The 24,998-nt window shown below is 63.6% G+C and carries 28 protein-coding genes, 1 pseudogene and 1 riboswitch; of the genes and pseudogenes, 16 read left to right on the top strand and 13 right to left on the bottom strand.

The features are described 5' to 3' along the window. Positions 1–15: 15 nt before the first annotated feature. Together yddG and NKH16_RS09570 are read left to right on the top strand one after the other, a co-directional pair. Entirely contained in the window at positions 16–903 is an 888-nt protein-coding gene (gene yddG, locus NKH16_RS09575; RefSeq protein ID WP_352451208.1) for an aromatic amino acid exporter YddG, read from the top strand. Next, positions 903–1,571 carry a lysoplasmalogenase family protein gene (locus NKH16_RS09570; protein ID WP_352743744.1) on the top strand — a complete coding sequence of 223 codons (669 nt, stop codon included), beginning with the start codon at positions 903–905 and terminating at the stop codon, positions 1,569–1,571. The genes yddG and NKH16_RS09570 overlap by 1 nt, the downstream gene beginning before the upstream one ends. A gap of 5 nt (positions 1,572–1,576) precedes the next feature. Here the strand turns inward: NKH16_RS09570 and NKH16_RS09565 are convergent, their stop codons facing one another. Together NKH16_RS09565 and gloB are read right to left on the bottom strand one after the other, a co-directional pair. Beyond that, entirely contained in the window at positions 1,577–2,005 is a 429-nt protein-coding gene (locus NKH16_RS09565; RefSeq protein WP_352451210.1) for a cupin domain-containing protein, read from the bottom strand. A 21-nt stretch (positions 2,006–2,026) separates the two neighbouring features. Further along, a complete protein-coding gene (gene gloB / locus NKH16_RS09560; RefSeq protein WP_352451211.1) occupies positions 2,027–2,794 on the bottom strand; it encodes a hydroxyacylglutathione hydrolase in 768 nt (255 codons plus the stop codon). A gap of 98 nt (positions 2,795–2,892) precedes the next feature. Between gloB and NKH16_RS09555 the strand changes: the two genes are divergently transcribed. The 3 genes from NKH16_RS09555 to NKH16_RS09545 all read left to right on the top strand — a co-directional run bounded on the left by NKH16_RS09555 (position 2,893) and on the right by NKH16_RS09545 (position 6,506). Beyond that, a complete protein-coding gene (locus NKH16_RS09555; protein WP_352451212.1) occupies positions 2,893–3,663 on the top strand; it encodes a class I SAM-dependent methyltransferase in 771 nt (256 codons plus the stop codon). Positions 3,664–3,790: 127 nt separating this feature from the next. After that, positions 3,791–5,623: an ABC transporter ATP-binding protein/permease gene (locus NKH16_RS09550; RefSeq protein WP_352743746.1), complete on the top strand. Its 1,833-nt coding sequence runs from the start codon at positions 3,791–3,793 to the stop codon at positions 5,621–5,623. Positions 5,624–5,699: 76 nt separating this feature from the next. Then, the gene (locus NKH16_RS09545; RefSeq protein WP_023677905.1) at positions 5,700–6,506 is read left to right on the top strand and encodes a DUF1194 domain-containing protein; all 807 of its coding nucleotides are present in this window, start codon (positions 5,700–5,702) and stop codon (positions 6,504–6,506) included. Positions 6,507–6,524: 18 nt separating this feature from the next. On the opposite strand, the gene NKH16_RS09540 is transcribed toward NKH16_RS09545, so the two are convergent. Next, entirely contained in the window at positions 6,525–7,550 is a 1,026-nt protein-coding gene (locus NKH16_RS09540) for an RNA polymerase subunit sigma-70 (protein WP_352743748.1), read from the bottom strand. 42 nt (positions 7,551–7,592) lie between these two features. Next, positions 7,593–8,339 (bottom strand): SDR family NAD(P)-dependent oxidoreductase, encoded by a 747-nt coding sequence (locus tag NKH16_RS09535; RefSeq protein ID WP_352452472.1) that lies wholly within the window; start codon positions 8,337–8,339, stop codon positions 7,593–7,595. Positions 8,340–8,573: 234 nt separating this feature from the next. Between NKH16_RS09535 and NKH16_RS09530 the strand changes: the two genes are divergently transcribed. Then, complete coding sequence (locus NKH16_RS09530) at positions 8,574–8,894, top strand: DUF1330 domain-containing protein (RefSeq protein ID WP_352743750.1); 321 nt, start codon at positions 8,574–8,576, stop codon at positions 8,892–8,894. Between the two features lie 25 nt (positions 8,895–8,919). Here NKH16_RS09530 and metW read toward each other — a convergent pair whose 3' ends face one another. Together metW and metX are read right to left on the bottom strand one after the other, a co-directional pair. Next, a complete protein-coding gene (gene metW / locus NKH16_RS09525; RefSeq protein ID WP_352471435.1) occupies positions 8,920–9,534 on the bottom strand; it encodes a methionine biosynthesis protein MetW in 615 nt (204 codons plus the stop codon). Positions 9,535–9,649: 115 nt separating this feature from the next. Next, a complete protein-coding gene (gene metX / locus NKH16_RS09520; RefSeq protein ID WP_352743751.1) occupies positions 9,650–10,819 on the bottom strand; it encodes a homoserine O-acetyltransferase MetX in 1,170 nt (389 codons plus the stop codon). A gap of 92 nt (positions 10,820–10,911) precedes the next feature. Beyond that, positions 10,912–10,989: riboswitch (SAM riboswitch) on the bottom strand. Between the two features lie 138 nt (positions 10,990–11,127). On the opposite strand from metX, the gene hisC reads away from it, so the two are divergent. The 3 genes and pseudogenes from hisC to NKH16_RS09505 form a co-directional block, all read left to right on the top strand. Continuing rightward, a complete protein-coding gene (gene hisC / locus NKH16_RS09515; protein ID WP_352743752.1) occupies positions 11,128–12,237 on the top strand; it encodes a histidinol-phosphate transaminase in 1,110 nt (369 codons plus the stop codon). 6 nt (positions 12,238–12,243) lie between these two features. Next, positions 12,244–13,179, top strand: coding sequence for a prephenate/arogenate dehydrogenase family protein (locus NKH16_RS09510; protein WP_352743754.1), 936 nt, complete (start codon positions 12,244–12,246; stop codon positions 13,177–13,179). A gap of 59 nt (positions 13,180–13,238) precedes the next feature. After that, a pseudogene (locus tag NKH16_RS09505) lies at positions 13,239–13,391 on the top strand (IS110 family transposase); the annotation flags it as partial. Between the two features lie 14 nt (positions 13,392–13,405). On the opposite strand, the gene NKH16_RS09500 reads toward NKH16_RS09505, so the two are convergent. Continuing rightward, the gene (locus NKH16_RS09500; protein WP_352743756.1) at positions 13,406–14,407 is read right to left on the bottom strand and encodes a DUF2125 domain-containing protein; all 1,002 of its coding nucleotides are present in this window, start codon (positions 14,405–14,407) and stop codon (positions 13,406–13,408) included. A 113-nt stretch (positions 14,408–14,520) separates the two neighbouring features. Between NKH16_RS09500 and NKH16_RS09495 the strand changes: the two genes are divergently transcribed. Continuing rightward, entirely contained in the window at positions 14,521–15,069 is a 549-nt protein-coding gene (locus tag NKH16_RS09495) for a gamma-glutamylcyclotransferase (protein ID WP_352743758.1), read from the top strand. Positions 15,070–15,114: 45 nt separating this feature from the next. Here NKH16_RS09495 and NKH16_RS09490 read toward each other — a convergent pair whose 3' ends face one another. Next, the gene (locus tag NKH16_RS09490; protein ID WP_352743760.1) at positions 15,115–16,095 is read right to left on the bottom strand and encodes a quinone oxidoreductase family protein; all 981 of its coding nucleotides are present in this window, start codon (positions 16,093–16,095) and stop codon (positions 15,115–15,117) included. Between the two features lie 334 nt (positions 16,096–16,429). Between NKH16_RS09490 and NKH16_RS09485 the strand changes: the two genes are divergently transcribed. Both NKH16_RS09485 and NKH16_RS09480 read left to right on the top strand, forming a co-directional pair. Next, on the top strand, positions 16,430–17,377 hold the full coding sequence (locus tag NKH16_RS09485; RefSeq protein ID WP_352743762.1) for an aldo/keto reductase: 948 nt from the start codon (positions 16,430–16,432) through the stop codon (positions 17,375–17,377). A 78-nt stretch (positions 17,378–17,455) separates the two neighbouring features. Further along, positions 17,456–18,076 (top strand): LysE family translocator, encoded by a 621-nt coding sequence (locus tag NKH16_RS09480; RefSeq protein ID WP_352743764.1) that lies wholly within the window; start codon positions 17,456–17,458, stop codon positions 18,074–18,076. A gap of 27 nt (positions 18,077–18,103) precedes the next feature. Here NKH16_RS09480 and NKH16_RS09475 read toward each other — a convergent pair whose 3' ends face one another. Beyond that, positions 18,104–18,904 (bottom strand): lysophospholipid acyltransferase family protein, encoded by an 801-nt coding sequence (locus NKH16_RS09475; RefSeq protein WP_352452463.1) that lies wholly within the window; start codon positions 18,902–18,904, stop codon positions 18,104–18,106. A gap of 107 nt (positions 18,905–19,011) precedes the next feature. Then, positions 19,012–19,920: a LysR family transcriptional regulator gene (locus tag NKH16_RS09470; protein WP_352743766.1), complete on the bottom strand. Its 909-nt coding sequence runs from the start codon at positions 19,918–19,920 to the stop codon at positions 19,012–19,014. A gap of 131 nt (positions 19,921–20,051) precedes the next feature. Between NKH16_RS09470 and NKH16_RS09465 the strand changes: the two genes are divergently transcribed. Then, the gene (locus NKH16_RS09465; RefSeq protein ID WP_352743768.1) at positions 20,052–20,672 is read left to right on the top strand and encodes a pyridoxamine 5'-phosphate oxidase family protein; all 621 of its coding nucleotides are present in this window, start codon (positions 20,052–20,054) and stop codon (positions 20,670–20,672) included. A 29-nt stretch (positions 20,673–20,701) separates the two neighbouring features. Here the strand turns inward: NKH16_RS09465 and NKH16_RS09460 are convergent, their stop codons facing one another. The 3 genes from NKH16_RS09460 to ftsE all read right to left on the bottom strand — a co-directional run bounded on the left by NKH16_RS09460 (position 20,702) and on the right by ftsE (position 23,190). Continuing rightward, positions 20,702–21,292, bottom strand: coding sequence for a YdcF family protein (locus NKH16_RS09460; protein WP_502898855.1), 591 nt, complete (start codon positions 21,290–21,292; stop codon positions 20,702–20,704). 262 nt (positions 21,293–21,554) lie between these two features. Continuing rightward, entirely contained in the window at positions 21,555–22,538 is a 984-nt protein-coding gene (locus tag NKH16_RS09455) for a cell division protein FtsX (RefSeq protein ID WP_352743770.1), read from the bottom strand. Next, entirely contained in the window at positions 22,531–23,190 is a 660-nt protein-coding gene (gene ftsE / locus NKH16_RS09450; protein WP_023677923.1) for a cell division ATP-binding protein FtsE, read from the bottom strand. The genes NKH16_RS09455 and ftsE overlap by 8 nt, the downstream gene beginning before the upstream one ends. Before the next feature lie 236 nt (positions 23,191–23,426). On the opposite strand from ftsE, the gene NKH16_RS09445 reads away from it, so the two are divergent. The 3 genes from NKH16_RS09445 to NKH16_RS09435 all read left to right on the top strand — a co-directional run bounded on the left by NKH16_RS09445 (position 23,427) and on the right by NKH16_RS09435 (position 24,996). Continuing rightward, a complete protein-coding gene (locus NKH16_RS09445; RefSeq protein WP_352743772.1) occupies positions 23,427–23,717 on the top strand; it encodes a hypothetical protein in 291 nt (96 codons plus the stop codon). A 185-nt stretch (positions 23,718–23,902) separates the two neighbouring features. Then, positions 23,903–24,445: a hypoxanthine phosphoribosyltransferase gene (gene hpt / locus NKH16_RS09440; RefSeq protein WP_352743774.1), complete on the top strand. Its 543-nt coding sequence runs from the start codon at positions 23,903–23,905 to the stop codon at positions 24,443–24,445. 179 nt (positions 24,446–24,624) lie between these two features. Beyond that, on the top strand, positions 24,625–24,996 hold the full coding sequence (locus tag NKH16_RS09435; protein ID WP_352743775.1) for a response regulator: 372 nt from the start codon (positions 24,625–24,627) through the stop codon (positions 24,994–24,996). The last annotated feature ends 2 nt before the right edge of the window (positions 24,997–24,998 follow it).

Genomic DNA, 24,998 nt, shown 5'->3' with positions numbered 1-24,998 from the left:
CAGGGGGCGACGGGTATGGCGCGCGCAACACTGATCGGCTTCTGCGCGGTCGCCATGTGGGCGCTGCTGGCGCTGCTTACGGATGCCTCGGGCGCCGTGCCGCCGTTCCTGCTTTCAGCAATCACCTTCACGATCGGCACCTGCGTCGGGCTGGTTGCCCGGCTGTTCATGCCGGCAGCCGACGGGGCCGCGAAGATACCGCGCCAGGTCTGGGTGATCGGCATTGCCGGCCTGTTCGGCTACCACTTCTTCTATTTCACCGCGCTGCGCAATGCGCCGGCCGTCGAGGCCAGCCTGATTGCCTATCTGTGGCCGCTGCTGATCGTGCTGGGGTCGGCGCTGATGCCGGGCGAGCGGCTGGCCTGGAACCACGTCGCCGGCGCGCTGCTCGGCCTTGCCGGCACGGTCCTGATCGTCACCAAGGGCGGCGGGCTTGCCTTCGACGCGCGTTATGCCTTCGGCTACGCGATGGCCGGCGTCTGCGCGGTGCTGTGGTCGTCCTATTCGCTGTTGTCGCGACGCTTCCCGTCGGTGCCGACCAGCATCGTCACCTGGTTCTGCGCCGCCACCGCGGCCCTTTCGCTCATCTGCCATCTGTTGCTTGAACAGACGGTGCTGCCCGCCGGCGCCGGCCAGTGGCTGGCCGTGCTCGGCCTCGGTCTGATGCCGGTGGGGGCGGCGTTCTATGCCTGGGACATCGGCGTCAAGCGCGGCAACATCCAGGTGCTGGGGGCGGCGAGCTATGCCGCGCCGCTGCTGTCCACCCTGGTGCTGATCGCCGCCGGCTTCGCCGAGCCGTCATGGCGCATCCTCGCCGCCTGCGTGCTGATCACCGGCGGCGCGGCACTGGCGGCGAAATCGCTGTTGCTGCGCAAGAGGGCTACGAGCGAGGCAAACGCTTGATGCCGTTTTCCGGCGGCATCGATGCCAATGCCAATGCGACGCTGCTGTTTTCGCTGGCGGCGGCGGTGATTTACGCGTTCAGCCTCGGCATGCCGCCGCGCCTTTCGCGGTCGGCGGCAAGGACATTGGCGGTGGCGATGCTGGCGGTGCTGGTCGCGCAGCAGGGCGGCCCATGGCTGCTCGTCGCCGCGCTGGGCGCCAGTGCCATCGGCGACGCCTTCCTGTCGCGCGACGGCGAGAAGGCATTTCTTGGCGGCACGGCCAGTTTTCTTGCCGCGCATGTGCTTTACGTCGTGCTGTTCCTGCGCGCCGGCAGCGGCCTCGGGCTGCTCTCGGCCGAACCGTGGCGAGGAATTATCGCCCTGGCGATGGCCGTGTTGGCGCTGGCGATGGTTTTCGCGCTCTGGCGCCGCATCGGCCCGGCCTTGCGTTTGCCGATTGGCATCCATGCCGCGGCACTGCTTGCCATGGGCATTGCGGCGCTCACCCTGAACAGCGTCTGGGTCGTCGTCGGCGTCGTCCTGCTCATGCTGTCCGACGGGCTGCTCGCTGCGGAAAAGTTCCTGCTGCCCGCCATCTCGCCGCACCGCATTTGGGTGCGCCATGCAGTCTGGGTGCTGTATTACGTCGGCCAGTTGGCGGTCACGCTGGGTTTCCTGTTGGGCTAAGGTGCCTAGGGCGTGCCCGGCAGCCAGCCTGGTTCGGCGAGTTCGAAGGCGGCGAAATCGAAACCCGGCGCCACGGTGCAGCCGACCAGGGTCCATTCGCCGAGGCTGCGCGCCGACTGCCACCAGCCTGCCGGCACGACGATCTGCGGCCGCTCGCCCGCGGCAAGTGCCGTACCGAGGATCTCCTCGATGACGGGACCGCCTTCTCGGTGTATCGACAGCGCCAGCGGCGCGCCGTCATAGAAGTGCCAGACCTCCGCCGCGTCCCTGACCCGGTGCCAGGCCGACAATTGGTCCTTCTCCAGGAGGAAATAGATCGCCGTCGAATGGCCGCGGGCGCCTTCCGCGCCGTCGCGAAAGGTCTCGGCATACCAGCCGCCTTCCGGATGCGGCTTCAGGCCGAGCAGGGCGATGATTTCGGCGGAACTGGTCATGACCCTAGCTCCTGGCGCCGCTCAGAAATTGTCCTTGCGCTTGCGGATCTCGGCGAACACTTCGGCATCCGAGGCCTTCTCCAGGCCGAGATGCCTGCGGATCGCCGGATCGTGCCAGCGCAGGAACGGATTGGTCGACAGTTCCTCGCCGATCGTCGTCGGCAGCGTCGGTTTGCCGTCGGCGCGCAGCGCCTCGACCTTGGCGGCGCGCTCTTTCAGCGCCGAATTGGTCGGGTCGACGGTGAGCGCGAAACGGGCATTGGCCAGCGTATACTCATGGCCGCAATAGATAACCGTCTCGGCCGGCAGCGCCGCGAGCTTCTTCAGGGATTCGTACATCACCGGCGGCTTGCATTCGAGCAGCCGCCCACAGCCGAGCGCAAACAGCGTGTCGGCGGCGAAAGCCACTTTCGACGCCGGCAGATGATAGGTGACATGGCCGGCGGTATGGCCGGGTGTGGCGATGACCTCGATCCGCTCGTCGCCGAGATGGACGACCGAGCCTTGCTCGACAGTTTCGTCGATGCCGGGAATCTTTGCCTTTTCGGCTTCCGGCCCGACAATGCGCAGCTTGAAGCGCTCCTTCAGCGCCAGATTGGCCTCGACGTGGTCGAGATGGTGGTGAGTGGTCAGGATCATCGTCGGGGTCCAGCCGGTGCGCTTGATCGCCGCCAGGATGGGCGCCTCCTCGGGCGCATCGATGAGCGCCGTCTGACCGCTTTTCGGGTCATGCACCAGCACGCCGAAATTGTCGCTGCGGCACATGAATTGTTCGATCTCGACCGGCATCGCATCTCTCCCTTTATTGCCGCAGACATAGGGCGCCTGCCAGCCGATGTCATCTGCCTTTGTTGAACTTGGACTGCTTCGAAGCTACCGTTCCGCGCATGCATTCAGACATTGTCGATCTCCGTTCGTTTTATTCAACCACGCTCGGCCGCCTGGCCGAACGCTCGATCACCATGGCGCTGTCCTCGATATGGGCCGTCGTGCCCAACGAGCGGCTGGTCGGCCTCGGCTATACCTTGCCGTGGCTGGAACGCTTCGGCAGCGATGCCGAGCGTGTCTTTGCCTTCATGCCGGCAACACAGGGCGCGGTGGTCTGGCCGGCGACCGGGCCGACGGCGACCGCGCTGGTCTTCGATGAGGAACTGCCGCTGGTCGATTCCTGCATCGACCGCATGCTGCTCGTCCATTCGCTCGAACATGTCGAGAACCCGCGCGAGACGCTGAACGAGATCTGGCGGGTGCTGTCGCCGGCCGGCCGCGTCGTCATCGTCGTGCCCAACCGGCGCGGTGTCTGGGCACGCTTCGAGCATACGCCTTTCGGCAATGGCCGACCGTTCTCGCGCGGCCAGCTGACCGAATTGCTGCGCGAAGCGAATTTCACGCCGGCGGCGTGGTCCGATGCGCTGTTCTTCCCGCCGTCGCCGCGACGTTTCATGATGCAGTTCCATAACGTGCTGGAACGCGCCGGCCGGCGCTTCTGGCCGATCTTTTCGGGCGTTATTGTCGTCGAGGCGCAGAAGCGGCTCTATCAAGGCGTGCCGGTTGCCCAGCGCGCGTCCCGCCGCGTCTTCGTGCCGGTTCTCTCGCCGCATGGCGCGCCGACGCTTGGCCGGCTGTCGCGGGCCGAACACCCGGCACCGCCAGGATGACGCGTTCGTGATCCGAGACGTGCTTTTTCACGCCTATCTGACGATATCAGGTTTGCTGTCCGATTGAAGGCCGTGCGGCCGATCCTATGACCGGTTTGGCATTGCTCCGAATGCAAGGATTTAACCGATGGATGATCGTCCGGATGTCGAGGCCAGCGCCCAGAAGCTTGCCACGTCGATCGAAGCCAGCAGCCTGCGTGAGCAGCTGGCAACAATCAAATTGGCACTGACCAGCTCGCCATTGCGAAAACAATTGCTTTGGGCAGCGATCGGCATCGTCGCCGTCATCGTGGCGAGCTCAATCGGGCAGGTTCTGCTCAATCGCTGGAACCAGCCTTTCTACGACGCGCTTGCGCGGCGCGACATGCCGGCTTTCCTGCATCAGCTTCTGGTCTTTGCCGGCATCGCCGGCGGGCTTGTGGTGCTCAATGTCGGCCAGACCTGGCTCGACCAGATGCTCCGCCTGAAGCTGCGCGAGGCGCTGACGCTCGACCTGATCGACGAATGGATGCGGCCGGCGCGTGCCTTCCGGCTGACCCATGCCGGCGCCATCGGCGTCAATCCCGACCAGCGCCTGCAGCAGGATGCCGGGCATCTCTCCGATCTTTCCACCGGTCTTGGCATCGGCCTGCTGCAGTCCTGCATCCTGCTTGCCTCGTTCGTTGGGGTCCTGTGGTCGCTGTCTTCCGGCTTCGTCTTCCACATAGGCGGCCATTTGCTGGCCATACCCGGCTACATGGTCTGGGCGGCGATCCTTTATGCTGGCACCGCCTCCTGGTTGAGCTGGCTGGTCGGGCGACCGTTGATCCGCTTCAACAACGATCGCTATACGCGTGAAGCGGAGCTGCGCTCCTCGGTGGTTCGCGTCAACGAGAATGTCGATGCCATCGCGCTGGCGCACGGCGAGGCCGATGCCAGGCGCCGGCTCGAATTCGATCTCGGCATGGTGCTGGGCGCCATGCGGCGCATCTACAGCGCCCAGATCAATCTTTCCTGGGTTACCGACACCTATGGCTGGATCACTGTCGTCGCACCGATCCTGGTCGCCTCACCGGTCTATTTCGCCGGCGATATCAGCTTTGGCGGCCTGATGATGGCCGTCGGCGCTTTCAACCAGGTCCATTCGTCGCTGCGCTGGTTCATCAACAATATCGGCGGCATCGCCGATTGGCGCGCTACGCTGATGCGGGTCGCCGACTTTCGCATCGCGCTTGGCGACACCGACGCGCTGCACCATACGGAAAGGCGCATTTCGTTCGGCGAAAACCCGGACGGCAGCCTGACCTTCGAGAAACTCGAGGTCGCCTCGCCGGAGGGATGCACCAAGCTTGCCGAGCCGCATGTCGAAATCCGCGCCGGCGACCGGGTCATGATCACCGGAGATCCGGGCGCCGGCAAGACGCTGTTCTTCCGGGCCATTGCCGGTCTGTGGCCATGGGGCAGCGGACGGATCGGCATGCCGGCCGGAGAAGCGCCGATCTTTGTTCCGCGTACCCCCTATTTCCCGCTCGGCAAGCTGCGCGAGGTGCTCAACCATTCAGACGGCGCGGCGGAGGCGAGCGATGCCGAGATCTCGGAGGTGCTGGCCGATGTCGGGCTGCAACGCCTGTCGTCCTCGCTCGATCGCTCGGCGCGCTGGGAGCGTGAGCTCAGCGACGACGAGCAGCGTCTGCTGGCCTTTGCCAGGCTGGCCTTGCGACGGCCGAAATGGGTGATCATCGACGAGGCGCTGGACGCGTTCGACGGCCCAACGCTGAGGCAAGTGCTGTCGATGCTGGAGAAGCGCCTTCCCGACGCCGCGATCCTCAATATCGGCCGCGGCCAGCACAATGCCCGCTTCTTCCGGCGGGCGTTGACCATCGTCAAGGATGCCGGCCAGCCGCCACTCAAGCCGGCCCGTATCAGGGCAGGTGCCATCGAACCGCCCCCGGTTGTCGTTTCGGCTGGCCGAAAGAAATAGAAGGCAAGCTTTATTTCGCCGCGATCGCGGCGAAAAACTGTCGCGATCGTTTCAGATGGGAACGTTCCGATCGGCCATGCTTGACGCTCTCGCCCTGCTCGCCTGCCTTGCCTGCACCCCGGCGGCACCTGCGGCCGCACCGGCCAATGCAATTGCCGTCGATGTCGAGCTGGTGCTGGCCGTCGACATCTCGCAGTCGATGGATGAAAGGGAGTTTGCCCTGCAGCGCGCCGGCTATGTCGCGGCGCTGCGCCACCCCGACTTCATCAACGCCGTGCGTGCCGGCACCTTCGGCCGCATCGCCATCGCCTATTTCGAATGGGCCGGCACCATCCGCGACGATGCGGTCATTGCCTGGCAGGTCGTCGACAGCAAGGAGAGCGCCAACGCTTTCGCCGACAAGATCGCGGCCCGCCCGTTCAGGAGCTTTCGCGGCACCTCGATTTCCGGTGCTGTGGCTTTCGGTGCCGAGCTTTTCAACGGCACGGCCTTCACCGGCAAACGCCGCGTCATCGACGTCTCGGGGGACGGCCCAAACAACACCGGCTTGCCGGTCACAACGGCACGCGATGCGGCGCTGGCGAAGGGCATCGTCATCAACGGGCTGCCGATCCTGATCAGCCCGTCACCCACCTTCAGCCATCTCGACCGGTACTATGCCGAATGCGTCACCGGCGGGCCGGGCTCGTTCGTGCTGCCGATCTATGCTGCTTCCGAATTCGCCACCGCCACTCGCCGCAAACTGATCCTCGAGGTCAGCGGCATCGAGTATCCCAAGGTGGATCCGAGGACGATCCGCATCGACGCACCGATCGACTGCCTGCAAGGCGAGCGCGACCGAAGGTTTTTCTCGGACCCATATTTCCCGGAACTCGACCGATAAGGCTGGCCCAGGGGTAAGCTAAGCTGGTGGCAGGCCGAAGGCCGGGAACAGAGATGGCCCGAGCGGCCCTATGAAGATCGTCAAGGAAGCGATCCCGCCCTCGGCTGCGTCGAACACATGCAGGGAATGGGCCCGCCATTCAGGGCCGTCGTGGCTGCGGGAATAAACCGCGACCGCCGGCTGGGCATTGGCACGGGTGGCCAGCGTGCGAAAGCCGCCAAACCTCGGCCAGACGGTCTCGAAGAAACCGCGGATTGCTTCGCGGCCTTGATACCATTCACGCCAAGGCGGCATGGTATAGATGGCGTCCTCACGCAGCAGCTCGATCAAGCTGTCGAGATTGGCGGCCTGCCAAGCCTGCATGTAGCGTTCGAGCAGCAGGCCTTCTTCGGGGCTGGGCCGTGATCGGCTGGCCGGCCGTCCCTGAGGATAGCGCGCTGCAAGGGTTGCGCGGGCGCGCTGCAACGCGCTGTTGATCGAAGCCGTCGATCCGCCCAGCAAACGCGCCGTCTCGACGGCCGACCATCCGAGGACGTCGGCAAGCAGCAGCGCGGCGCGCTGCCTGGGCGGCAGATCCTGGATCGCCGCGACGAAGGCGAGCTGGACGGCCTCGCGGCTCTCGTAACGGGCTTCCGGACCTGGCTCGCTGCCGGCAATGTCTGGAAGCTCGGCGTCGGGGTAGGGCTCCAGCCAGGCGATGTCGGCTACCGGCCCGCCTATGGCCGCCCCGTGCGAGGGCTGCCGTCCGGGTTCCCGGAGAATGCGACGCGCCCTCGACCTCGCCTTGATGGCGTTGAGGCAAGCGTTGGTCGCGATCATGTAGAGCCAACCGCGAACCGAACCTCGCCCGTCGAACTCCGATCTTGCGCGCCAGGCGCGAAGCAACGTGTCCTGGACGAGGTCGTCGGCCTCGTGCAGCGAACCCATCATGCGATAACAATGCAGCTTGAGCTCGCGGCGATGCGCGGCCGTGACCTTCTCGAAGGCCAGCCGATCGAGGATCGGCTGGCGTGCTGGTTCCAGAGGTGGTTGAGCGTCTGTCATGTGGCTTGTGCGGTTACGAGCGAGCGTTGCATTACGCGCCCCTCAGGCGGCCGGGGCAAGCCCGCTACCGCTCACCATGAAGGAACTGCCTTGCGGCTGGCCGGTGGCGAGTGCGACCACCGCCCGTCCGACATCGGCCGGCGTTTGCATGTCGGTCATGGCGGCGATGAAGTCCGCCGGCTGGATGCCCATATAGGCCGCTATGCTGTCGACGCCGGCCTTGCCCACGCCGGTTTCCGGCATGATGCGCATCGGCGCGAGCGCCATGAAGCGCAGGCCGAGGCCAAGCCGGTCGGCCTCCTTCTGGCTATGACCGGCCAGGAACATCTGCATGCGTTTTGCGCCGGCATAGCCGCCGGCGTTCGGTGGTCCGCCGGTCAAGGCCGCGCCGCTGGAGATCAGAACGATCCGGGTCCCCGGCTTGAGCGGACGCCGCAGAGCGGCCCGGCAAAACAGGAACGACGCCTTGACGTCCGTGTCCCAATTTGCCGAGAACGCCTTCCAGTTCTGTTCATGCACCGGCGCAGAAGGCGCCAGCGCACCTGCGCAGATCACCAGCACGTCCGGCTCAAGCGCGGCGAAGACCTTATCCGGGGCGGAGTCCACCGTAGCATCGACCGCGAGCGTCTTCACGCCCGAGACCTCCCAGGCAAATTGCGCCAGGGCCTGTTTTCCGCGGGCAACGGCCAGCACCGTCGCTTTCTCCTTGAGAGCGGCCTCCGCGATCGAGCGGCCGACACCACGGCTGCCTCCGACGACGACGACATTCTGATTTTGCAACGATCCCATGGATCACCTCTCGTTTCCGGCCGCCGGACCATCCAGGCGCGCTCATCGATAAGGACAGCGCAGGTGGGTGGAAATCATCGGTGCCAGGCGGAAATATCTTTCAGGTGACGGCAGCCGCGCTTCGTTTTTGTATTCAGTGTCATTACCTCTGGGGTAATCGACCAGCGCATTACGTCTCGGCAAACTGCTCCCATCAAGCCGGTTGTCCGGCCTTCGACCACAAGGAGATACGCCATGACCGCCTACGCCGTCGCCCATATGCGCCAGGTCACGCCGGGACCGCAGATCGTCGAGTACCTGCACAAGATCGATGCCACGCTGGAACCGTTTGGCGGCCGCTTCGTGGTGCACGGAGGCGAGGTGGAAATCGTTGAAAACACCTGGCCCGGCTATCTCATAATCATCGAATTTCCCGACAGGCAGCAGGCGCGCGCATGGTACGACTCGCCCGCCTATCAGGAGATATTGCCGCTGCGTACCGGCAATTCCCGGTCCGACGTGGTCTTCGTTGATGGCGTCCAGCACCCGCACAAGGCCACGGACGTGCTTGAATAGGGGGACGATCTGCCACGATTGGCTCTTATCGTTTCAGCAGAAATACCGCTTGCTGGCCGAAAAAGTTCCAGAACCACCACGGCATCGAGAAGCCGATCCGCTGGCCGTTGGCGTCGAGCGCGGTTGCCTTTTCCACCGTCGCGCCAAGCTCGTCGCACAGATTGACGAAGTCGCGAATGGTGCAGAAATGGATGTTGGGCGTGTCGTACCAGGAATAGGGCAGGTCCTTGGTCACCGGCATGCGGCCGTTGAAGAGCAGCGAAAGGCGCACCCGCCAGTGGCCGAAATTCGGGAATGAGACGATGGCGCGGTTGCCGATCCGGAGCAGTTCGTCGAGCACCAGCTTCGGATTGCGGGTCGCCTGCAAGGTCTGCGACAGAACGACGAAGTCGAAACCCTTGTCGGGATAGAATTGGAGATCCTTGTCGGCATCGCCTTGAATAACCGACAGGCCGCGCGCCACGCATTCGTTGACGCCGCGCTGCGACAGTTCCAGCCCGCGGCCATCGACCTTCTTGGTCTCCTGCAGCAATTCGAGCAGCAGGCCGTCGCCGGAACCGACGTCCAGCACCCGCGACTGCGGCGGGATGAGATCGGCGACGACTTCGAGGTCGACGCGCTGGGCGCGGTTGACGCTCATGCCTTCGGCTCTTGCCTGGCGCATGATCCTGATCCGAAAAGTCTGCAACTTTTCGGGGTCATGCGCTGATGCCTGGCGCATGGTCCTGATCCGAACGGTCCGCAACTTTTCGGGGTCATGCGCCGAGCCCTCTCGCCCGAGCGGCCGAGGCGATGAAGCCCTTGATGGCGGCGAACAGTTCCGGTTCGTCGAGCAGGAAGGCGTCGTGGCCGCGGTCGGTCTCGATCTCGACGAACGATACCGAGGCGCCGGCCGCGTTCAGCGCGTGCACGACCGAGCGGCTCTCCTCGGTCGGGAACAGCCAATCGCTAGTGAACGAAACCAGGCAGAAGCGCGTCTTGGTGCCGGCGAAGGCATCGGCCAGCCGGCCGCCATGGTCGGCGGCGAGATCGAAATAATCCATCGCCCGCGTCATGTAGAGATAGGAGTTGGCATCGAAGCGATCGACGAAGGTCATGCCCTGATGGCGCAGATAGCTCTCGATCTGGAAGTCGGCATCGAAACCGAAGGTCAGCGCTTCGCGGTCCTGCAGGTTGCGGCCGAACTTGCGGTGCAGCGCTGCTTCCGACAGATAGGTGATGTGGGCGGCCATGCGCGCCACCGCCAGCCCTTTTTCCGGCCGCTTGCCATGCTCGAAATATTTGCCACCGTGCCAGTCCGGGTCGGCCATCACTGCCTGCCTGCCGACCTCGTGGAAAGCGATGTTCTGCGAGGAATGACGGGCGCCGGTGGCGATCGGCAGCGCCGAGAAGACGCGCTCGGGATAGCTGGAGGCCCATTGCAGCACCTGCATGCCGCCCATCGAGCCGCCCAGCACGCTGAACAGCTGTTCGATGCCGAAATGCTCGACCAGCATCAACTGCGCCCGCACCATGTCGCGGATGGTGAGGATCGGCAGGTCGAGCCCGTAAGGCTTGGCTGTGGCGGGACTTGTCGAGGCGGGGCCGGTGGAGCCGAGGCAGCCGCCGATGACGTTTGACGAGATGACGAAGAAACGGTCGGTGTCGATGATCTTGCCGGGGCCGATCAGCACCTCCCACCAGCCCGGCTTGCCGGTCACCGGATTGGTGTTGGCGACATGCTGGTCGCCGGTCAGCGCATGGCAGACGAGGATGGCGTTGGAACGCGCGTCGTTGAGCGTGCCATAGGTCTGGTAGGCGATCTGGAACGGCGACAGCAGCGTGCCGGCGTCGAGCTTGAGCGGCTTGTCGGCGCCGAAACGCAACACCGGGCTCGACGGCTGGTCGGCCTCGTTGTTGGTTTTTCGAGCGCGCAAAACGACCATTACATCTCCTTGCCCGGCCTTCCGTTGTCCGCCGGTCCGGGCAACAGCCAGTCAGGGCAACAAAAAACCGGCCATGCCTTCGCAAAGCCGGTTACAAGATGCAAACGGCCCTTTAGCAAGTTGTTTAACGTGGCTGCAAGCCGACCGGCCAAATCACCACGGAACTGTCGATGCTCTTCTATGACTCGCGCGTGGGTTCGTCAACGGCAAGTTCTTGATCCCGAATTGCCGCCCCTCGACATTCCGGGCCACGGCTTGTATTTCCGCTGCGGCCTCCCGATGGAGGCACTCTCGACGGATTTCATGAAATGAGCCAGACCCCGGATCAGACACGTCCAAGGCCCCGCGCCGGCATCATGGACATCGAAGCCTATGTGCCCGGCAAGAGCGCGGCGCCTGAAGGTGCCGCCAAGGTCCATAAATTGTCGGCGAACGAGAACCCGCTCGGTCCTTCGCCAAAGGCGATAGAGGCCGCGCGCGCGGTCGCCGACAAGCTCGCGGTCTATCCCGACGGCAGCGCCAGGCGCCTGAGGGAAGCGATCGCCGAGGTGCACGGGCTCAACCCGGCGAACATCGTCTGCTCGAACGGCTCCGACGAGATTCTGGGCCTGCTGGCGCAGACCTATCTCGCACCCGCCGACGAAGCCATCATCACCGAACACGGCTTCATGGTCTACAAGATCTACATACAGTCGGCCGGTGCCGTCCCGGTAACGGTCAAGGAGACCGATGAACGCGCCGACATCGATGCGATCCTCGCCGCGGTGACGCCGGCTACCCGGATCATCTTCCTTGCCAATCCAAATAATCCAACCGGCACCTACGTGCCGTTCCAGGAGGTGCGCCGCCTGCATGCCGGCCTGCCGCGAAACGTGCTTCTGGTGCTGGATGCAGCTTACGCCGAATATGTCCGGCGCAACGACTATGAAGCCGGCGTCGAGTTGGTGGGCAGCGCGGAAAACGTGGTCATGACCCGCACTTTCTCCAAATTAGGCCTGGGCGGGGCGCGGATCGGCTGGATGTATGCGCCAATGCACGTCATCGACGCGATCAACCGCGTGCGCGGGCCTTTCAACGTCAATGCGACGGCGATCGAGGCCGGCATCGCGGCGATCCACGACCGCGCCCATATCGAACGCAGCGTCGCGCACAACGAGACCTGGCTAGCCTGGCTGAGCGAGCAACTAAGCGGGCTCGGGCTGCGGGTGACGCCGAGCGTCGGCAATTTCATCCTCATCCACTTTCCCGAGGACAAAAAGCATTCGGCGGCGGCCGCCGACGACTACCTCAGTGCGCGCGGCTACATATTGCGGCGCGTTTCCGGCTACGGTTTTCCGAACGCGCTGCGCATGAGCATCGGCACCGAAGAGGCCAATCGCGGCGTTGTCGCAGCACTCGCGACATTCCTGAAAAGCTAGAACACCATGACCTCACCGATGTTCGAAAAGATCGCGCTGGTCGGCATCGGCCTGATCGGCTCGTCGCTGGCCCGCGTCATCCGCCGCGAGGGACTCGCCGGCCAAGTCGCGATTTCGACGCGCAGCGACGCGACGCTGGCACGCGCGAGCCAACTCGGCCTTGGCGACACCTATACGACGGATGCGAAAGAGGCGGTTCGCGATGCTGATCTGGTTATCGTTTCGGTGCCGGTCGGCTCTTCAGGCACGGTCGCCGCAGAGATCGCGCCGGCGCTGAAGAAGGGCGCCATCCTCACCGATGTCGGCTCGACCAAGGCGTCGGTGATCGCGCAGATGCAGCCGCACGTGCCTGATGGCGTGCACTTCATCCCTGCCCATCCTTTGGCCGGCACCGAAAAATCGGGACCGGACGCCGGTTTTGCCGAACTGTTCGAGAACCGCTGGTGCATTTTCACGCCGCTGCCCGGCACCGATCCCGCAGCACTGGAAAAGCTCTCGGAATTCTGGCGCCGCTGCGGCTCCAACATCGATACGATGGACCCGCAGCATCACGACATGACGCTGGCCATCGTTTCGCACCTGCCGCATATCATCGCTTACAACATCGTCGGTACCGCCGACGATCTGGAGTCGGTGACCAAGTCCGAGGTCATCAAATACTCGGCTTCCGGCTTTCGCGACTTCACCCGTCTCGCGGCGTCCGACCCGACCATGTGGCGCGACGTCTGCCTGCACAACAAGGACGCCATTCTCGAAATGCTGGCGCGGTTTTCCGAGGATCTGTCCTCGCTGCAGCGGGCGATCCGCTGGGGCGACGGCGAAAAACTGTTCGACCTGTTCACCCGCACCCGCGCCGTCCGCCGCTCGATTATCGAGGCCGGCCAGGACATCGACGTACCGGATTTCGGCCGCCAGGCGATCGAACATCCGCCGAAGGGATAGGCCGCGGTAAGCCGATCGCAGACCGGCCCGGCTTAGAGCGGTTCATCGTTTCACAGAAACGCTTCAATCCCGATCTAAAGGCAAAATACCACCAGCTCACGGCCGACGGCAAAGCCTCAAAACTCGCCATCACAGCCATCATGCGAAAGCTCATCATCCTCGCAAACGCACTACTCAGGGACAATCGGACCTGGACACCATCTGTCCCTTGACCAACGCGGATACTTTAGTCGAGCGGCTTGATCTTGCCGAGCGGGATGAAGCCGAGCGAGGCCTTGCCCCTGACGATCTTCAGCGGCATCGACGGCTGGTTGCCGAGCAGCGCCAGTCCGGCAAAGCCGGTTTGGATCTGTTTCTTCTGCTCGGGGATGGCGGTGGCGAGGATTGCCGCCACGGCCTTTGGATCATTGAGCCTGATCGTCAGGTCGGCATTTATGAGACCGTCGTCATCGACCGACAGCGGTCCGGAAACGGTGATGCGCGCAGTTCCGGACGACAGATCGAGCTTGTGGATTTCGGCCGCCTGGCCGCGCAGGCTCTTCGGATTTGCCTTGATCAGCGTCACGCCGTTCTTCAGCGTCACGTCGCCGCTGCCGTCGAGCGGCGGCAAGACGCGCCCGTCGATGGCCGCCGCGTCGATTTCGAGATCGGTGAAATTGCCGGCATAGTCGATGTCCGGGCCGTTTGGGCGCAATTGCCCGATGGCAGTTCCGGCGCTGAACAGCGAGACGGGATCGGTGTCGTCTGCCGGATCGGTCTGGCCGGACAGGCCTTCTGCCTGCAGCGAGAGGCGCCTCGGCAGCGGCCAGGACAGCTTCATGTCGGCCCGCAGATCATCCCAGTCGATCCAGAGCGGGGTCATGCCGGGAACTGAGGTCCTGAGCGGCCCCCTGATCTCGGCGGCAGGCGACAAAAGCCGGGTGATCTGCGTGGCGGCGTTGATCTTGCCTGTCGATGCCGCGACGTTGCGGCTGTCGTCCTCGTAAGCCAGGCTGTCGCAGGAAAGGGTGAAGCTGAAGGGATAGCCGCTGACCGCGAGATTGGCGCAGTCGGCCCTGATGCCTTTGTCGTCGAGATCGGCGACCGCCTTGTCGGTCGCGCTCTCGACCAGGTCCGCCAGGTAGAACCAGCCCGCGCTGTAGATGCCGAACAGCACGAGAATGAAAGCGGCAAGCCACAACAGGCGGCGACGTTGGCTGGGCGGCGGGCGCTCGTCACTTGACGTCATGCTGCGGCTTTCGTTAACGCGGGTGGCAGGGGCGGGCTGTCGCTTGCGGCAACAACAGGTAGACGGACTGAAACACCACCGGTGAGGTGGTCGTCACAATCAGGCTTGGCGATATGGGCGATTTTTGGGTTTTTGGCTACGGCTCACTGATCTGGCGGCCGGGATTCGCGCATGTCGAGACGCGGCGCGCCCGCCTGCATGGCTACCGCCGTTCGCTCTGCGTCTATTCTTTCGTGCATCGCGGCACGCGCGAACGGCCGGGCCTGGTGCTCGGCCTCGACCGCGGCGGCTCCTGCATTGGGCTGGCGTTCCGGGTTCCAGGCGAGCTGCGCAACGAGGTCATCACCTATCTGCGCGAACGCGAGCTGGTCACCAACGTCTATCTCGAACGTGTGCTCCGCATCCGCCTCGATAACGAGGAGACGGACAGGCGCGGCACCAATGGGGGCGAGACGGTGGAAGCCGTGGCCTACGTTGTCGACCGCAGCCATGAGCAATATGCCGGTGCGCTCGACGCTGCCGAGGCGGCGGCTGTCGTCCGCGGCGCCGTCGGCCAGTCGGGGAGGAATGAGGATTACGTGCTCAGCACGCTGGAGCACCTCGAAGCACTGGGTATAAGCGACCACTGGCTGGAAGAAGTGACAAGACGGGTCGCGACGTAGCTTCTTTTACCGTTGACGATGATGATTTCGGTGTCGTGATGCGGGCTACATCCCGAAAATCTGTTTGCCAAGATCGGCGCGATCCAGGCTGTTTGCCACGGCCAGCTTGAACTCGGTCAGCGGGTGGAGACCGCCGACAGGAACGTGGAAGCCGGGCTGGCCGAAGATGTCGATGATCTCGCGTAGCACAGGCCGGTCGGCTTCGACCGGCGGCGAAAAGAAATAGCGATAGATATTCGCCCTGATCTCGACGCCGCTCAGCAACACATCGAAATTGTGCAGTTCGAAGCGCTCGGCACTCATGCCGCCATTGATCACCATCTGCCCGCCGAGCGCCAGGGTGCGGATCAATTCGCCGCTGACAGGTCCGCCGACATTGTCGATAATCCCGTTCAATCCGGCGCCACCGGTGATATCCATCACCGCTTCCCGGATACTTGCCTTCAAGTCAGAAAGGTCAAGAATGGCGGCGGCGCCAAGCGTCTTCAGATCGAAGCTTTGGTGCGAGCGCCGCACCAGCGCGATGACGTTGATACCGCGTCGTTGGGCGAACTGCATCACCATTGTCGAAATTGACGAATAGCCGGCCGTGACAGCCAGCCACTGGCCAGGCCGCACACGGGAATCCACCAGCAGATCCCACGCGGTAATGGGGTTCACCATCTGCCCGGCGCGTTCGACCGGATAGCCGGCAAGCAACGGGATCAGCCATTCGGCGGGAATGGCCGCGTACTCGGCCCAACTGCCATAATAGCTGAATGCGACAAGCGTGCCCGGTTCCAGCAAAACGTCCGCGCCAACGGCTTCGACGATGCCGGCGCCATGGTTTCCCGCGATCTGCCGGGGAAAATGCGGCCTCTTCGGTTCGGGATAGAGGTTCTGGATAAACAGGAAGTCGCCCGGATTGATCGAGGCCGAGACCATCCTGACCAGCACCTCGCCGTCGCCGATCCGCGGCATCGGCAGGTCGTCCATATAGAGCACGTCGCGCGGCGAGCCGATGGCGTCAAATACAATTGCTTTCATTCCGATCTCCACAACAAACGATCCGGGGCAAACAGTCCCGGCTTGGCCGAGATTTGCGTCGGCGCCGCGGAACCTATGGCCGGCCGGCAAAGGTCTGAATTGGCAGATTTGACAATCTATGTGCTAAACTTGCCAGATTGTTTCCTCAGAGGGTACTGGTTTGGAAATTCGGGACAGCGTCTTGAAGCCCGACACGGCGCGGCGGGTCGCGGTTTTGTGAAGCGGCGGCGGGCTGGAAAAGAGGCTATGCGTTTGACGTTGCCACGGTGCGACATAGGTTAGCCCGGTCGGCGGCTCCCACCCGCCCCAGCATGAATCACCATGGAGATCAGCCTTGCAGAAACGTCGTCTCGGTCGCACCGACCTATCCATCGCGCCATTGGTTCTGGGCGGCAATGTGTTCGGCTGGACCGCCGATGAGAAAACCTCGTTCGACCTACTCGACCGCTTTGTCGACGCTGGCCTCAACGCCATCGACACGGCCGATTCCTATTCGCGCTGGATTCCCGGCCACGAGGGCGGCGAATCCGAAACCATTATCGGCAAATGGATGAAAAGCCGCGGCAACCGCGACAAGGTTGTCGTTGTCACCAAGGTCGGTTCGGATATGGGGCAGGGCAAGAGGGATCTGTCCGCCGCCTACATCGAAAAGGCCATCGACGCCTCGCTGAAGCGGCTGCAGGTCGATAGCGTCGATCTCTATCTGTCGCACTGGCCCGACCCGGCGACCCCTTATGAGGAAACGTTCGGCGCCTACCAGAAACTGCTCGACAAGGGCAAAATCCGTTATGCCGGCGCTTCCAACCTCGACGCCGCCCAGTTGCGGGCCGCACTTGACGTAGCAAGCCTGCGCGGTCTGCCGCGCTACGAGGTGCTGCAGCCGGAATACAATCTCTACGACCGCTCGTCCTTCGATGGTCCGCTGCGCGATCTGTGCGCGGCCGAGGACATCGGCGTCATCACCTATTTCAGCCTCGCCAAGGGGTTTCTGAGCGGCAAGTACCGGAGCGAAGCCGATCTCGGCAAAAGCCCGCGCGGCAGTGGTGTGAAAGGGTATCTCAACGCGCGCGGCATGCGCATTCTCTCAGCGCTCGACGCGGTGTCGGCCAGACATTCGGCCAAGCCGGCGGAAGTGGCGCTTGCCTGGGTCATGGCGCGGCCCGGCGTCACCGCTCCGATCGCCAGCGCGACGACGCTCGACCAGCTCGACAGCCTGGTGCGTGCCGCATCGTTGCAGCTCAGTCCGGACGATATCGTCGAGCTCGACAAGGCCAGCGCATAGCCGCGCACGATCGTTCAAGACCGGCGCCGCTGCCTTACCCTACCGTCCCTGCCTCGTCACAGGATGCAGGGACGCCGCATGGCCGGACAGGGTCTTCTCGATCAGCAGCTATGGGAGCGATTGCTGGCGCTTGTGCTGGCATCGGCCATCGTTATGGGCAGCCCAGGGCCGGCGACGATAAGTGTCACCGCGATCGGCGCCGCGTTCGGCCTGCGCGATTCGCTCCGTTATGCCTCGGGAATCGTTGTCGGGACGGTCCTCGTGCTTTTGGTCGTGGCGACGGGCATCATGGCCGTTCTCACCGCGCTGCCGAAGCTCGCAGCGCTGTTGGCGGTCGCGTCAGCAGCCTACATCCTCTATCTGGCGTTCAAGATTGCGACGCCGCCGCCACTGGCGGCACGCATTGGTGGGGCGGCGCTTCCCACTTTCCTGGGCGGGTTCCTTCTGGCCGTTGCCAATCCGAAAGCCTATGTGGCGATTGCCGCCGTGTTTGCCGGCGCGTCTTCCGGCGCCGGCGGTCTTGCTATTTCAGCCAAGCTGGCGGTCCTCGCCTTGATGATTGTTGCCATTCATCTCTTGTGGCTTCTCGCCGGCGCGGCTTTTGCACGTTTGCTGCGCAAACCGCTGGCGTCGCGGATCATCAATCTGGTGTTTGCCGTGACGCTGGTTGCAACAGCCGCCCTGGCTGCCTTGCCATGAGCCTTTCTGGCATCCGCGGTGGGTGTCTCAGTCTTTCAATTCAGGTTTCGCGTCCAGCTCACCAAGCCGTTTCACCGCCGTCGGCGGCATCGGCGGCGGGTTCGGTGTCTGCGCCGCTTCGACGAGGAGCTGGTCGCAGGCGGCCTCCGTCTCGCCGATCAGCCGTTGCATGAATTCGTCCTTGCCGAGGCCGGGCGGGATCGGTGGCAGGAAGCGCGCCTTGATCGTGCCGGGATAGCGCAGGAATTTGCGGCGCGGCCAATAGAGGCCGGCGACGTGAGCGACCGGCACCACCGGAATGCCAAGTTGCGCGTAGAGTTCGACGATGCCGTATTTGTAGACCGGTTCGTCGCCCGGCGCGCGGCGGGTGCCCTCGGGATAGATGATCAGCTGGCGCGGATTGCGCGCCAATTCCTGTTTGGTCGCGGCGATCACCGTCTTCAATGCCTTCGAGCGGCTGCCGCGGTCGACAGGAATCATCCGCATCTTCAAAATGTACCAGCCGAAGAACGGGATCCAGGTCAGCTCCCGTTTCAATATGTAAACGGGATCGTCGAGATAAGGCAGGAAAGCGATCGTGTCCCAGAAGGACTGGTGCTTCGGCGCCAGGATGAAGGAGCCGTCAGGCAGGTTTTCCTGGCCGGTGATCTCACTTCTGGTGCCGGCGATCTTGTCGTAGAGCCACATGCTGGTGCGCGACCAGAATTTCGGCACGAACCAGGCGCGATGGCGTGGCGACAGGAAATAATACGGGGTCCAGAGGATCATCTGGACGATCAAATTGAGGTAGAAGGCGAGATTGAACGCCAGCGAGCGGAAATACAGCATACAGCAAGTGCCCGGTGAGGAGGTGTGCGTTGGTTACACCAAGCGCCGGCAAAAAGGAAACGCTGCGAGGCGGGCGATCGGCCCGGCCTTGCGATGGGCCGTCTTCGTCACGTTTGCCACGCCGCCTGCAGCAGGCGCTGTCTCAGGCGCGGGGCGGCGAAGTCGAGGAATGCGCGCAGCTTCACCGGCAGTAGCCCCTGGCCGGCATGGACGAGGCTCACCGGCCATGGGTCTGGCTCAAACTCTTGAAGCACCGGGCGCAGCCTACCCGACCGGACTGCGGCGGCGATCTGGTAGGAAAGCAGCCTCGTCACGCCGACGCCGGCAATCGCCGCATCGATCGCTGCCTCAGCCGTGTTGACCCGTAACCTGGAGCGGACCGGCACGCTGACTTCGGTCTTGCCGGTGGCGAAGCTCCAGGCTGCGGCGGTGAGCCCTTCAAAGGCGATTGCACTGTGTGCTGCAAGCTCCTGCGGCGTTTTCGGCGTGCCGTGCTCGGCGAGATAGGCCGGGCTCGCGCAAACGACGCGGCGGATCGAACCCAGGCGGGTGGCGATCAGGCTCGAATCGGCAAGCTCGCCGATGCGGACGGCGAGGTCGATGTGCTCTTCGACCAACTGGGTTATCCGGTCGGCGAGTGTCAGCCGCACACCTACCTCAGGATAGACGGAGAGGAAGCTGGTGATGACCGGCAGCACATGCAGGCGGCCGAAGACGATCGGCGCAGTGACGATCAGTTCGCCGGTCGGGGCGCTGTATTCGCCGGCGGCTATTCGCTCGGCCTCGCCGACCTCGTCGAGAATGCGACGACACGCGGCGAGATAGGCATGGCCCGCATCGGTCAGCGACAGCTGCCGCGCCGTGCGGTTCAACAGCCGTGTCTTCAGATGCCGCTCCAGGTCCGAAACCTTGCGGCTGACCGTCGTCAGCGGAATGCCGAAGCGGCGCCCGGCAGCCGAGAGGCTGCCTGTCTCCGCCGCGGCAACGAAAAGCGACATGGACTGGAGGCGATCCATAGCTCTCCCGAAAATTTGCCCTCCCGAAAAACGGAAGGATAGATTGCAGATATGGCATCTGCATCTCGAAGATGGAAGGACCTATTTCCTTACTAGCAATGCAGCGCAGCTCGGCGCTTGAGGAGGCTTCCATGAACGCTCACACCAGCGATGTTGCTTTCACCCCGACGGTGAAGGCGATTCAGGCGCGCAAGGGCTCGCGCCAGGCCTATGCCCGTGTCGAGGAGCGTGGCGGCTGGCAGGCGGTAATCACGCCCGATCTCGCCGCCTTCATCGAGGCGCAGACCAGCGTCTTTCTGTCGACCGCCAATGCGGACGGGCAGCCTTACATCCAGCATCGCGGCGGGCCTGCCGGTTTCCTCAAGGTGCTCGACGAACGGACGATCGGCTTTGCCGATTTTTCCGGCAACAGGCAGTTCATCACCCAGGGCAACCTCAGCGACAACCCACAGGCTTTCCTATTCCTGATCGATTATGCGCACCGGCAGCGCATCAAGATCTGGGGCAGGGCGCGCGTCGTCGAGGGCGATGCCGAGCTGACGGCAAAGCTGATGCCGCAAGACTATAAGGCGCGACCCGAGCAGGTTATCCTGTTTACGGTTTCGGCTTGGGATTCAAATTGCTCGCAGCACATCCCGCAGCGTTTCGAAGCTGCCGGCGTGGCGGCGGCGCTGGGCGAACGCGACAAGCGCATCGAACGGCTCGAACAGGAGATCGCACGCTTGCGATCAGATGCAGCAGCCAGGGAATAAGAGCTAGGGAATAAAAGTGCCGGTGCCGTTCAGTTTCCGCCCGCGGCGTCGGCCAGCGTGACGCCGTTGGGCGATTGCTTCACCGGCATGATGCCGCGCGCCAGCGCCAGCAGGTATTTGTTGTATTCGGTGAACAGCACGCGCAGCGCTTCCGGCTTGGTCAGCCAGCCGCCATTCTCGAGGTTGGTGTTGACCACCGGATAGGGCTCGAGCCTGGCGCCGTGCAGCAGCCGGCCCATTTCCAGCAAGCTACGCGGCATATGATAATTATTGGTGACGAGAATGACCGTGCCGTAGGCATGGTCCTCGACCCATTTGGCACTTTCCTCGGCATTGCCGATCGTGTCGAGCGCGGCGCGGTCGATGTCGACGCAGCAGGAAAACAGCCTCTTGTCGCCGCCGGTCGCGGCCTGAAGCTGGCGGCGGCTGGCGGAGGGATGGACGCCGCTGATCAGCAGCCGCTCGCCCTTGCCTAACGCAAGCAGGCCCATCGCAGCGTCGAGGCGCGACTGGCCGCCGGTCAGCACGATGATAGCGTCGGCCCTTGCCGGATTGGCGGGCGTAGTCAGGCGGCTGACGGTATTGGCGAACCAGCCGAAGCCGGCGACAAACAGCGCCATAAAGGCGAGCAGAAGGAGAGCCGAGATGCGCAAGGAGCGGGCTGCCAGCAGCCGCCCATGTTTGGCGAACTGATCCGGCTTGGCAAATTCATCAGGCTCGGCGAATACAGGCGGGCGCGCAACCAGCACTGGCATGCATCCAGCGGTATCGGTCGAGTCCCGAACGTCCATCATGAAATGGTTAATCCCGAAATACGGCCTTTGGTAGGAAAAAAATGCAATTTTCGTGACGATGCGTTTCCATCCGTGATCGATCTTTCCTTTAGCCGGCGTCCGGCTGGCGAATGTCGATGTCGCTGAGATAGGTAACCACGGTGAAATGGGAGGTTGCCGCCGTCAGCGCGCCGATCACCAGCACCATGACAGCGACCCCGAGATAACCCGCCGAGCCGATGGCGAAATTGCCGAACAGGGCGGTCGCCTGGTCGGCCTGCGGCGTTGCCATGTTGCGTGACGACCACCAGGAGAAGACGATGAAGACCAGGATCGCCGCGGCGCCGCCTGCCGCGGCGCCCTTCATGCCGGTGACCAGAAAATGCCGGCGGAATTCGCGCGCGATGAAGCGCGCCTCGGCGCCGACAAAATGCAGCACCTCGATGATGTGGCCATTGCCGGCCATGGCGCCGCGCGTTGCGAACACAACGGTCAGCACCGTCGCCGACAGCATCAGCGCCAGCACTGCGACACCGATCGTTACCGTGGTGCGGGCCATGGCAACCAGCCGGTCGACCCAGGTGCGATGATCGTCGAGCGAGGCACTCGGCAGCTTCGGCGTGATCGCCGCGCGCAGTGCGGCGAAATCGGGCGGACTATTCTCGTCGATGGTGATGATGATCAAGCGCGGCACCGGCAGCTCATCGATGTTCAGGCCCGAGCCCAGCCAAGGCTCGAGCAGCCGGGCCGTCGCTTCGTGGTCGACGATCCGGGCGCTTTTCACGCCAGGGAATTCGCCGGCGATCTGCGAGGCCAGCGCAAGTGCGGCCTCCATGTCGAGGCCGTCGACCGGCTTGATCTGGATTGTCGCTTCGCGCGAGATCTGGTTCTCCCAGACGGAGGCGGTGTCACGCACCAGCGTGACGGCGCCAAACGTCAGGCAGGACAGAAACGTCATGATGGCGATGACCAGCACCAGCGCCCGGCCGGCGATGTTCTGCGCCGGCACGATCGGCGCCATTTTGCGCTGGACGCGGGGCTTTGCCGCCGCGGCGTCCTGACCCTCGAAATGTTCGACGGAGAGCTCAGTCATAGATGTCCAGCCTTCCGCCGGCCAGGATCATTCGCCGTGCGTCGACCTGTTCCATCAGGCCGAGGTCGTGTGTGGCGATCACCACGGCGGTGCCCAGCCGGTTGAGCTCGATGAACAACCGCAGCAAGCGTCGTGCCAGCGGCGGGTCGACATTGCCGGTCGGCTCGTCGGCGAGGAGGATCTCGGGCTGCTCGATCAACGCCCGGGCGATGGCGGCGCGCTGCTTCTCGCCGCCAGACAGCACCGGCGGCAGCACATGCATGCGCTCGCCGAGGCCGACCCATTTCAGCAGCTCGGTGACGTCAGTGCGATAGGTCGCCTCCTCGCGGCCGCGCACGCGCAGCGGCAAGGCCACGTTCTCGTAGGTAGTCATATGGTCGAGCAGGCGAAAATCCTGGAACACCACGCCGATGCGACGTCTCAGATGCGGCAATTCGGTACGCGAGATGCGCGAGCGGTCCTTGCCGAAAATGGTGATCAGGCCGCGCGTCGGCTTCAGCGACATGAACAAAAGCCGCAGCAACGTCGTCTTGCCGGCGCCTGAAGGTCCGCTCAGGAACTGAAAGGAGCGCTCCGGAATGTGCAAGGAGATGTCGCGGAGAATCTCCGGACCCATGCCATAGCGGAGGCCGACATTTTCGAAGCGGATCACTTTCGACGACCTGAAATTCTCGGCGGCAAGATGCCAGCCCTTTCTGTGGAAAGACCATCGGCCGGCATGGTTAACCGACGGTTAATTTGGGGGCTTTTCGAGCGAGTCACAGGGGTTCCGGTGGGGAAGCGTTAACCATTTCCGTTTACCCAAAAGAAACGAAAAGCGAACAGGTGCGGTAGTGTTGGGCCATGATGGCTGAGGATCGAACCGCGCGCCCGGTTTCCGGCGAAATCATGACCGATCCGGCCGCCGAGCCGGAACGCATCATGCGCGACCTGACCGCCGAGGTTATCGATGCCGATTATGAGGTGCTGCCCCGCCATTTTACACGTCCAGACTTTGCGCCGCCGCCTGCGCGCATGATGTCCATGCCTTCGATCGAAGGCATGGACATGTTGCGCAAGCCCGAAACCGCCGTCGAACGGCCGTTGTGGGTGCATGGTGGGCCGATCTTCTGGATTGTCGGCGTCGGTGCCGCCTTTGCCGCCTTCTGGATTTCGGGCGGCCATGCGCTGGTTCGTTAGAGCGGCGCCAGAAAATCAACAGGTCACCAGATAAACGATCCGCTACGCGCTGCGGACACCCGACCGTTCGCGGGCGTCCTGCGAAAGATTTGGCCTTGCCAGCCGGCTCGACATGCCTAGAAACAGGTTGAAGACCGTTTCGGTCGGCTTCGCCTACAAGGCGATCATTTCTGGAAGGGCAGCCAATGCCAGTTGTGCGCGGCAAGGACATCGAAGTCCTGTTTTCGGCGTCCGCCATCGCGCGGCGGAACCTGGAACTTGCCAAGGAGATCGCCGGGCACGACTACCACGACCTTCTGGTAATCTCGGTGCTGAAGGGATCGTTCATCTTCGCCGCCGATCTTATCCGTGCCATGCACGATGTCGGCCTGTCGCCGGAGGTCGAGTTCATCTTCATCTCCAGCTATGGCGCCGGCATGACCAGCGGTGAGGTGAGGGTGCTGCGCGACATCGACAACGAGGTCGCCGGCCGCGATGTGCTTTTGATCGACGACATTCTGGAATCCGGCAAGACACTGAGTTTCACCCGCGACCTCATGCTGTCGCGCGGCGCGAGGAGCTGTGCCATCGCCGTGCTGCTCGACAAGCGCATGCGCCGCCAGACCACGCTCAACGCCGACTATGTCGGCTTTGACTGCCCCGATTATTTCGTCGTCGGTTATGGCATGGACGTCGCCCACGCGTTTCGCGAATTGCCGTTCGTCGGCATCGTCAAGGGCGACGCCTGAGGCCTTTTGATAGTTCTACTCCGGCGGCCACCTGTCGGTGCTCGCGGACTCGAACGTCCGCTCCGCTCCGGTTCTCGAAAACCACGCCATCTGACTCGGCGGAGCGAATTCTGAAAAGGCCTCATCGATCCTTGGCGCCTTCAGGAAACATCAACTTTTCCCCGCCAAATATGCTGCCCATGGCAAAGCTCCTGATCGTCGAGGACGATGAATCCGTCCGCACTCTCGCCGCTCGTGCGCTCGAACGTGCCGGGCATAATGTCACTGTTGCCGCCGACGGCGCATATGGCCTTTCTCTGATCCGGGCGGCGCAAGGGAGCTATGACCTTGTGCTGTCCGACATCCGCATGCCGGAGATGGACGGCATCAAGATGGCCAAGGCGGCAGCGGCGCTGTTCCCGGCGATGAAGATCATGCTGATGACCGGCTATGCCGACCAGCGCGAGCGCGCCGAGGAATTGGACGGCATTATTCTCGACGTCGTGCAAAAGCCGTTCACGCTGGCTGAAATCCGCGCCCGCGTCGAACAGGCGCTCGCCTGCTTCGCCTAAAG

Origin of the sequence: Mesorhizobium sp. M1307, assembly GCF_040318155.1 — a bacterium.
In the GTDB taxonomy this organism is placed as follows: domain Bacteria; phylum Pseudomonadota; class Alphaproteobacteria; order Rhizobiales; family Rhizobiaceae; genus Mesorhizobium.
Note: the sequence above shows the minus strand (reverse complement) of the source record. Positions and strands in the feature narration are given on the sequence as shown.

Excerpts from the sequence above, each read along its gene's own strand:
- NKH16_RS09555 (WP_352451212.1), top strand. The coding sequence starts at position 2,893 with ATGCATTCAGACATTGTCGATCTCCGTTCGTTTTATTCAACCACGCTC.
- NKH16_RS09510 (WP_352743754.1), top strand. The coding sequence starts at position 12,244 with ATGACCTCACCGATGTTCGAAAAGATCGCGCTGGTCGGCATCGGCCTG.
- NKH16_RS09565 (WP_352451210.1), bottom strand. The coding sequence starts at position 2,005 with ATGACCAGTTCCGCCGAAATCATCGCCCTGCTCGGCCTGAAGCCGCAT.
- NKH16_RS09500 (WP_352743756.1), bottom strand. The coding sequence starts at position 14,407 with ATGACGTCAAGTGACGAGCGCCCGCCGCCCAGCCAACGTCGCCGCCTG.
- NKH16_RS09460 (WP_502898855.1), bottom strand. The coding sequence starts at position 21,292 with ATGGCGCTGTTTGTCGCCGGCTTCGGCTGGTTCGCCAATACCGTCAGC.
- NKH16_RS09480 (WP_352743764.1), top strand. The coding sequence starts at position 17,456 with ATGGCCGGACAGGGTCTTCTCGATCAGCAGCTATGGGAGCGATTGCTG.
- metW (WP_352471435.1), bottom strand. The coding sequence starts at position 9,534 with ATGAGCGTCAACCGCGCCCAGCGCGTCGACCTCGAAGTCGTCGCCGAT.
- NKH16_RS09570 (WP_352743744.1), top strand. The coding sequence starts at position 903 with ATGCCGTTTTCCGGCGGCATCGATGCCAATGCCAATGCGACGCTGCTG.
- NKH16_RS09455 (WP_352743770.1), bottom strand. The coding sequence starts at position 22,538 with ATGACTGAGCTCTCCGTCGAACATTTCGAGGGTCAGGACGCCGCGGCG.
- NKH16_RS09470 (WP_352743766.1), bottom strand. The coding sequence starts at position 19,920 with ATGGATCGCCTCCAGTCCATGTCGCTTTTCGTTGCCGCGGCGGAGACA.
- NKH16_RS09465 (WP_352743768.1), top strand. The coding sequence starts at position 20,052 with ATGAACGCTCACACCAGCGATGTTGCTTTCACCCCGACGGTGAAGGCG.
- NKH16_RS09545 (WP_023677905.1), top strand. The coding sequence starts at position 5,700 with ATGCTTGACGCTCTCGCCCTGCTCGCCTGCCTTGCCTGCACCCCGGCG.
- NKH16_RS09540 (WP_352743748.1), bottom strand. The coding sequence starts at position 7,550 with ATGACAGACGCTCAACCACCTCTGGAACCAGCACGCCAGCCGATCCTC.
- yddG (WP_352451208.1), top strand. The coding sequence starts at position 16 with ATGGCGCGCGCAACACTGATCGGCTTCTGCGCGGTCGCCATGTGGGCG.
- NKH16_RS09530 (WP_352743750.1), top strand. The coding sequence starts at position 8,574 with ATGACCGCCTACGCCGTCGCCCATATGCGCCAGGTCACGCCGGGACCG.
- gloB (WP_352451211.1), bottom strand. The coding sequence starts at position 2,794 with ATGCCGGTCGAGATCGAACAATTCATGTGCCGCAGCGACAATTTCGGC.
- NKH16_RS09550 (WP_352743746.1), top strand. The coding sequence starts at position 3,791 with ATGGATGATCGTCCGGATGTCGAGGCCAGCGCCCAGAAGCTTGCCACG.
- NKH16_RS09435 (WP_352743775.1), top strand. The coding sequence starts at position 24,625 with ATGGCAAAGCTCCTGATCGTCGAGGACGATGAATCCGTCCGCACTCTC.
- hisC (WP_352743752.1), top strand. The coding sequence starts at position 11,128 with ATGAGCCAGACCCCGGATCAGACACGTCCAAGGCCCCGCGCCGGCATC.
- NKH16_RS09445 (WP_352743772.1), top strand. The coding sequence starts at position 23,427 with ATGACCGATCCGGCCGCCGAGCCGGAACGCATCATGCGCGACCTGACC.
- NKH16_RS09535 (WP_352452472.1), bottom strand. The coding sequence starts at position 8,339 with ATGGGATCGTTGCAAAATCAGAATGTCGTCGTCGTCGGAGGCAGCCGT.
- NKH16_RS09475 (WP_352452463.1), bottom strand. The coding sequence starts at position 18,904 with ATGCTGTATTTCCGCTCGCTGGCGTTCAATCTCGCCTTCTACCTCAAT.
- hpt (WP_352743774.1), top strand. The coding sequence starts at position 23,903 with ATGCCAGTTGTGCGCGGCAAGGACATCGAAGTCCTGTTTTCGGCGTCC.
- NKH16_RS09490 (WP_352743760.1), bottom strand. The coding sequence starts at position 16,095 with ATGAAAGCAATTGTATTTGACGCCATCGGCTCGCCGCGCGACGTGCTC.
- metX (WP_352743751.1), bottom strand. The coding sequence starts at position 10,819 with ATGGTCGTTTTGCGCGCTCGAAAAACCAACAACGAGGCCGACCAGCCG.
- NKH16_RS09495 (WP_352743758.1), top strand. The coding sequence starts at position 14,521 with ATGGGCGATTTTTGGGTTTTTGGCTACGGCTCACTGATCTGGCGGCCG.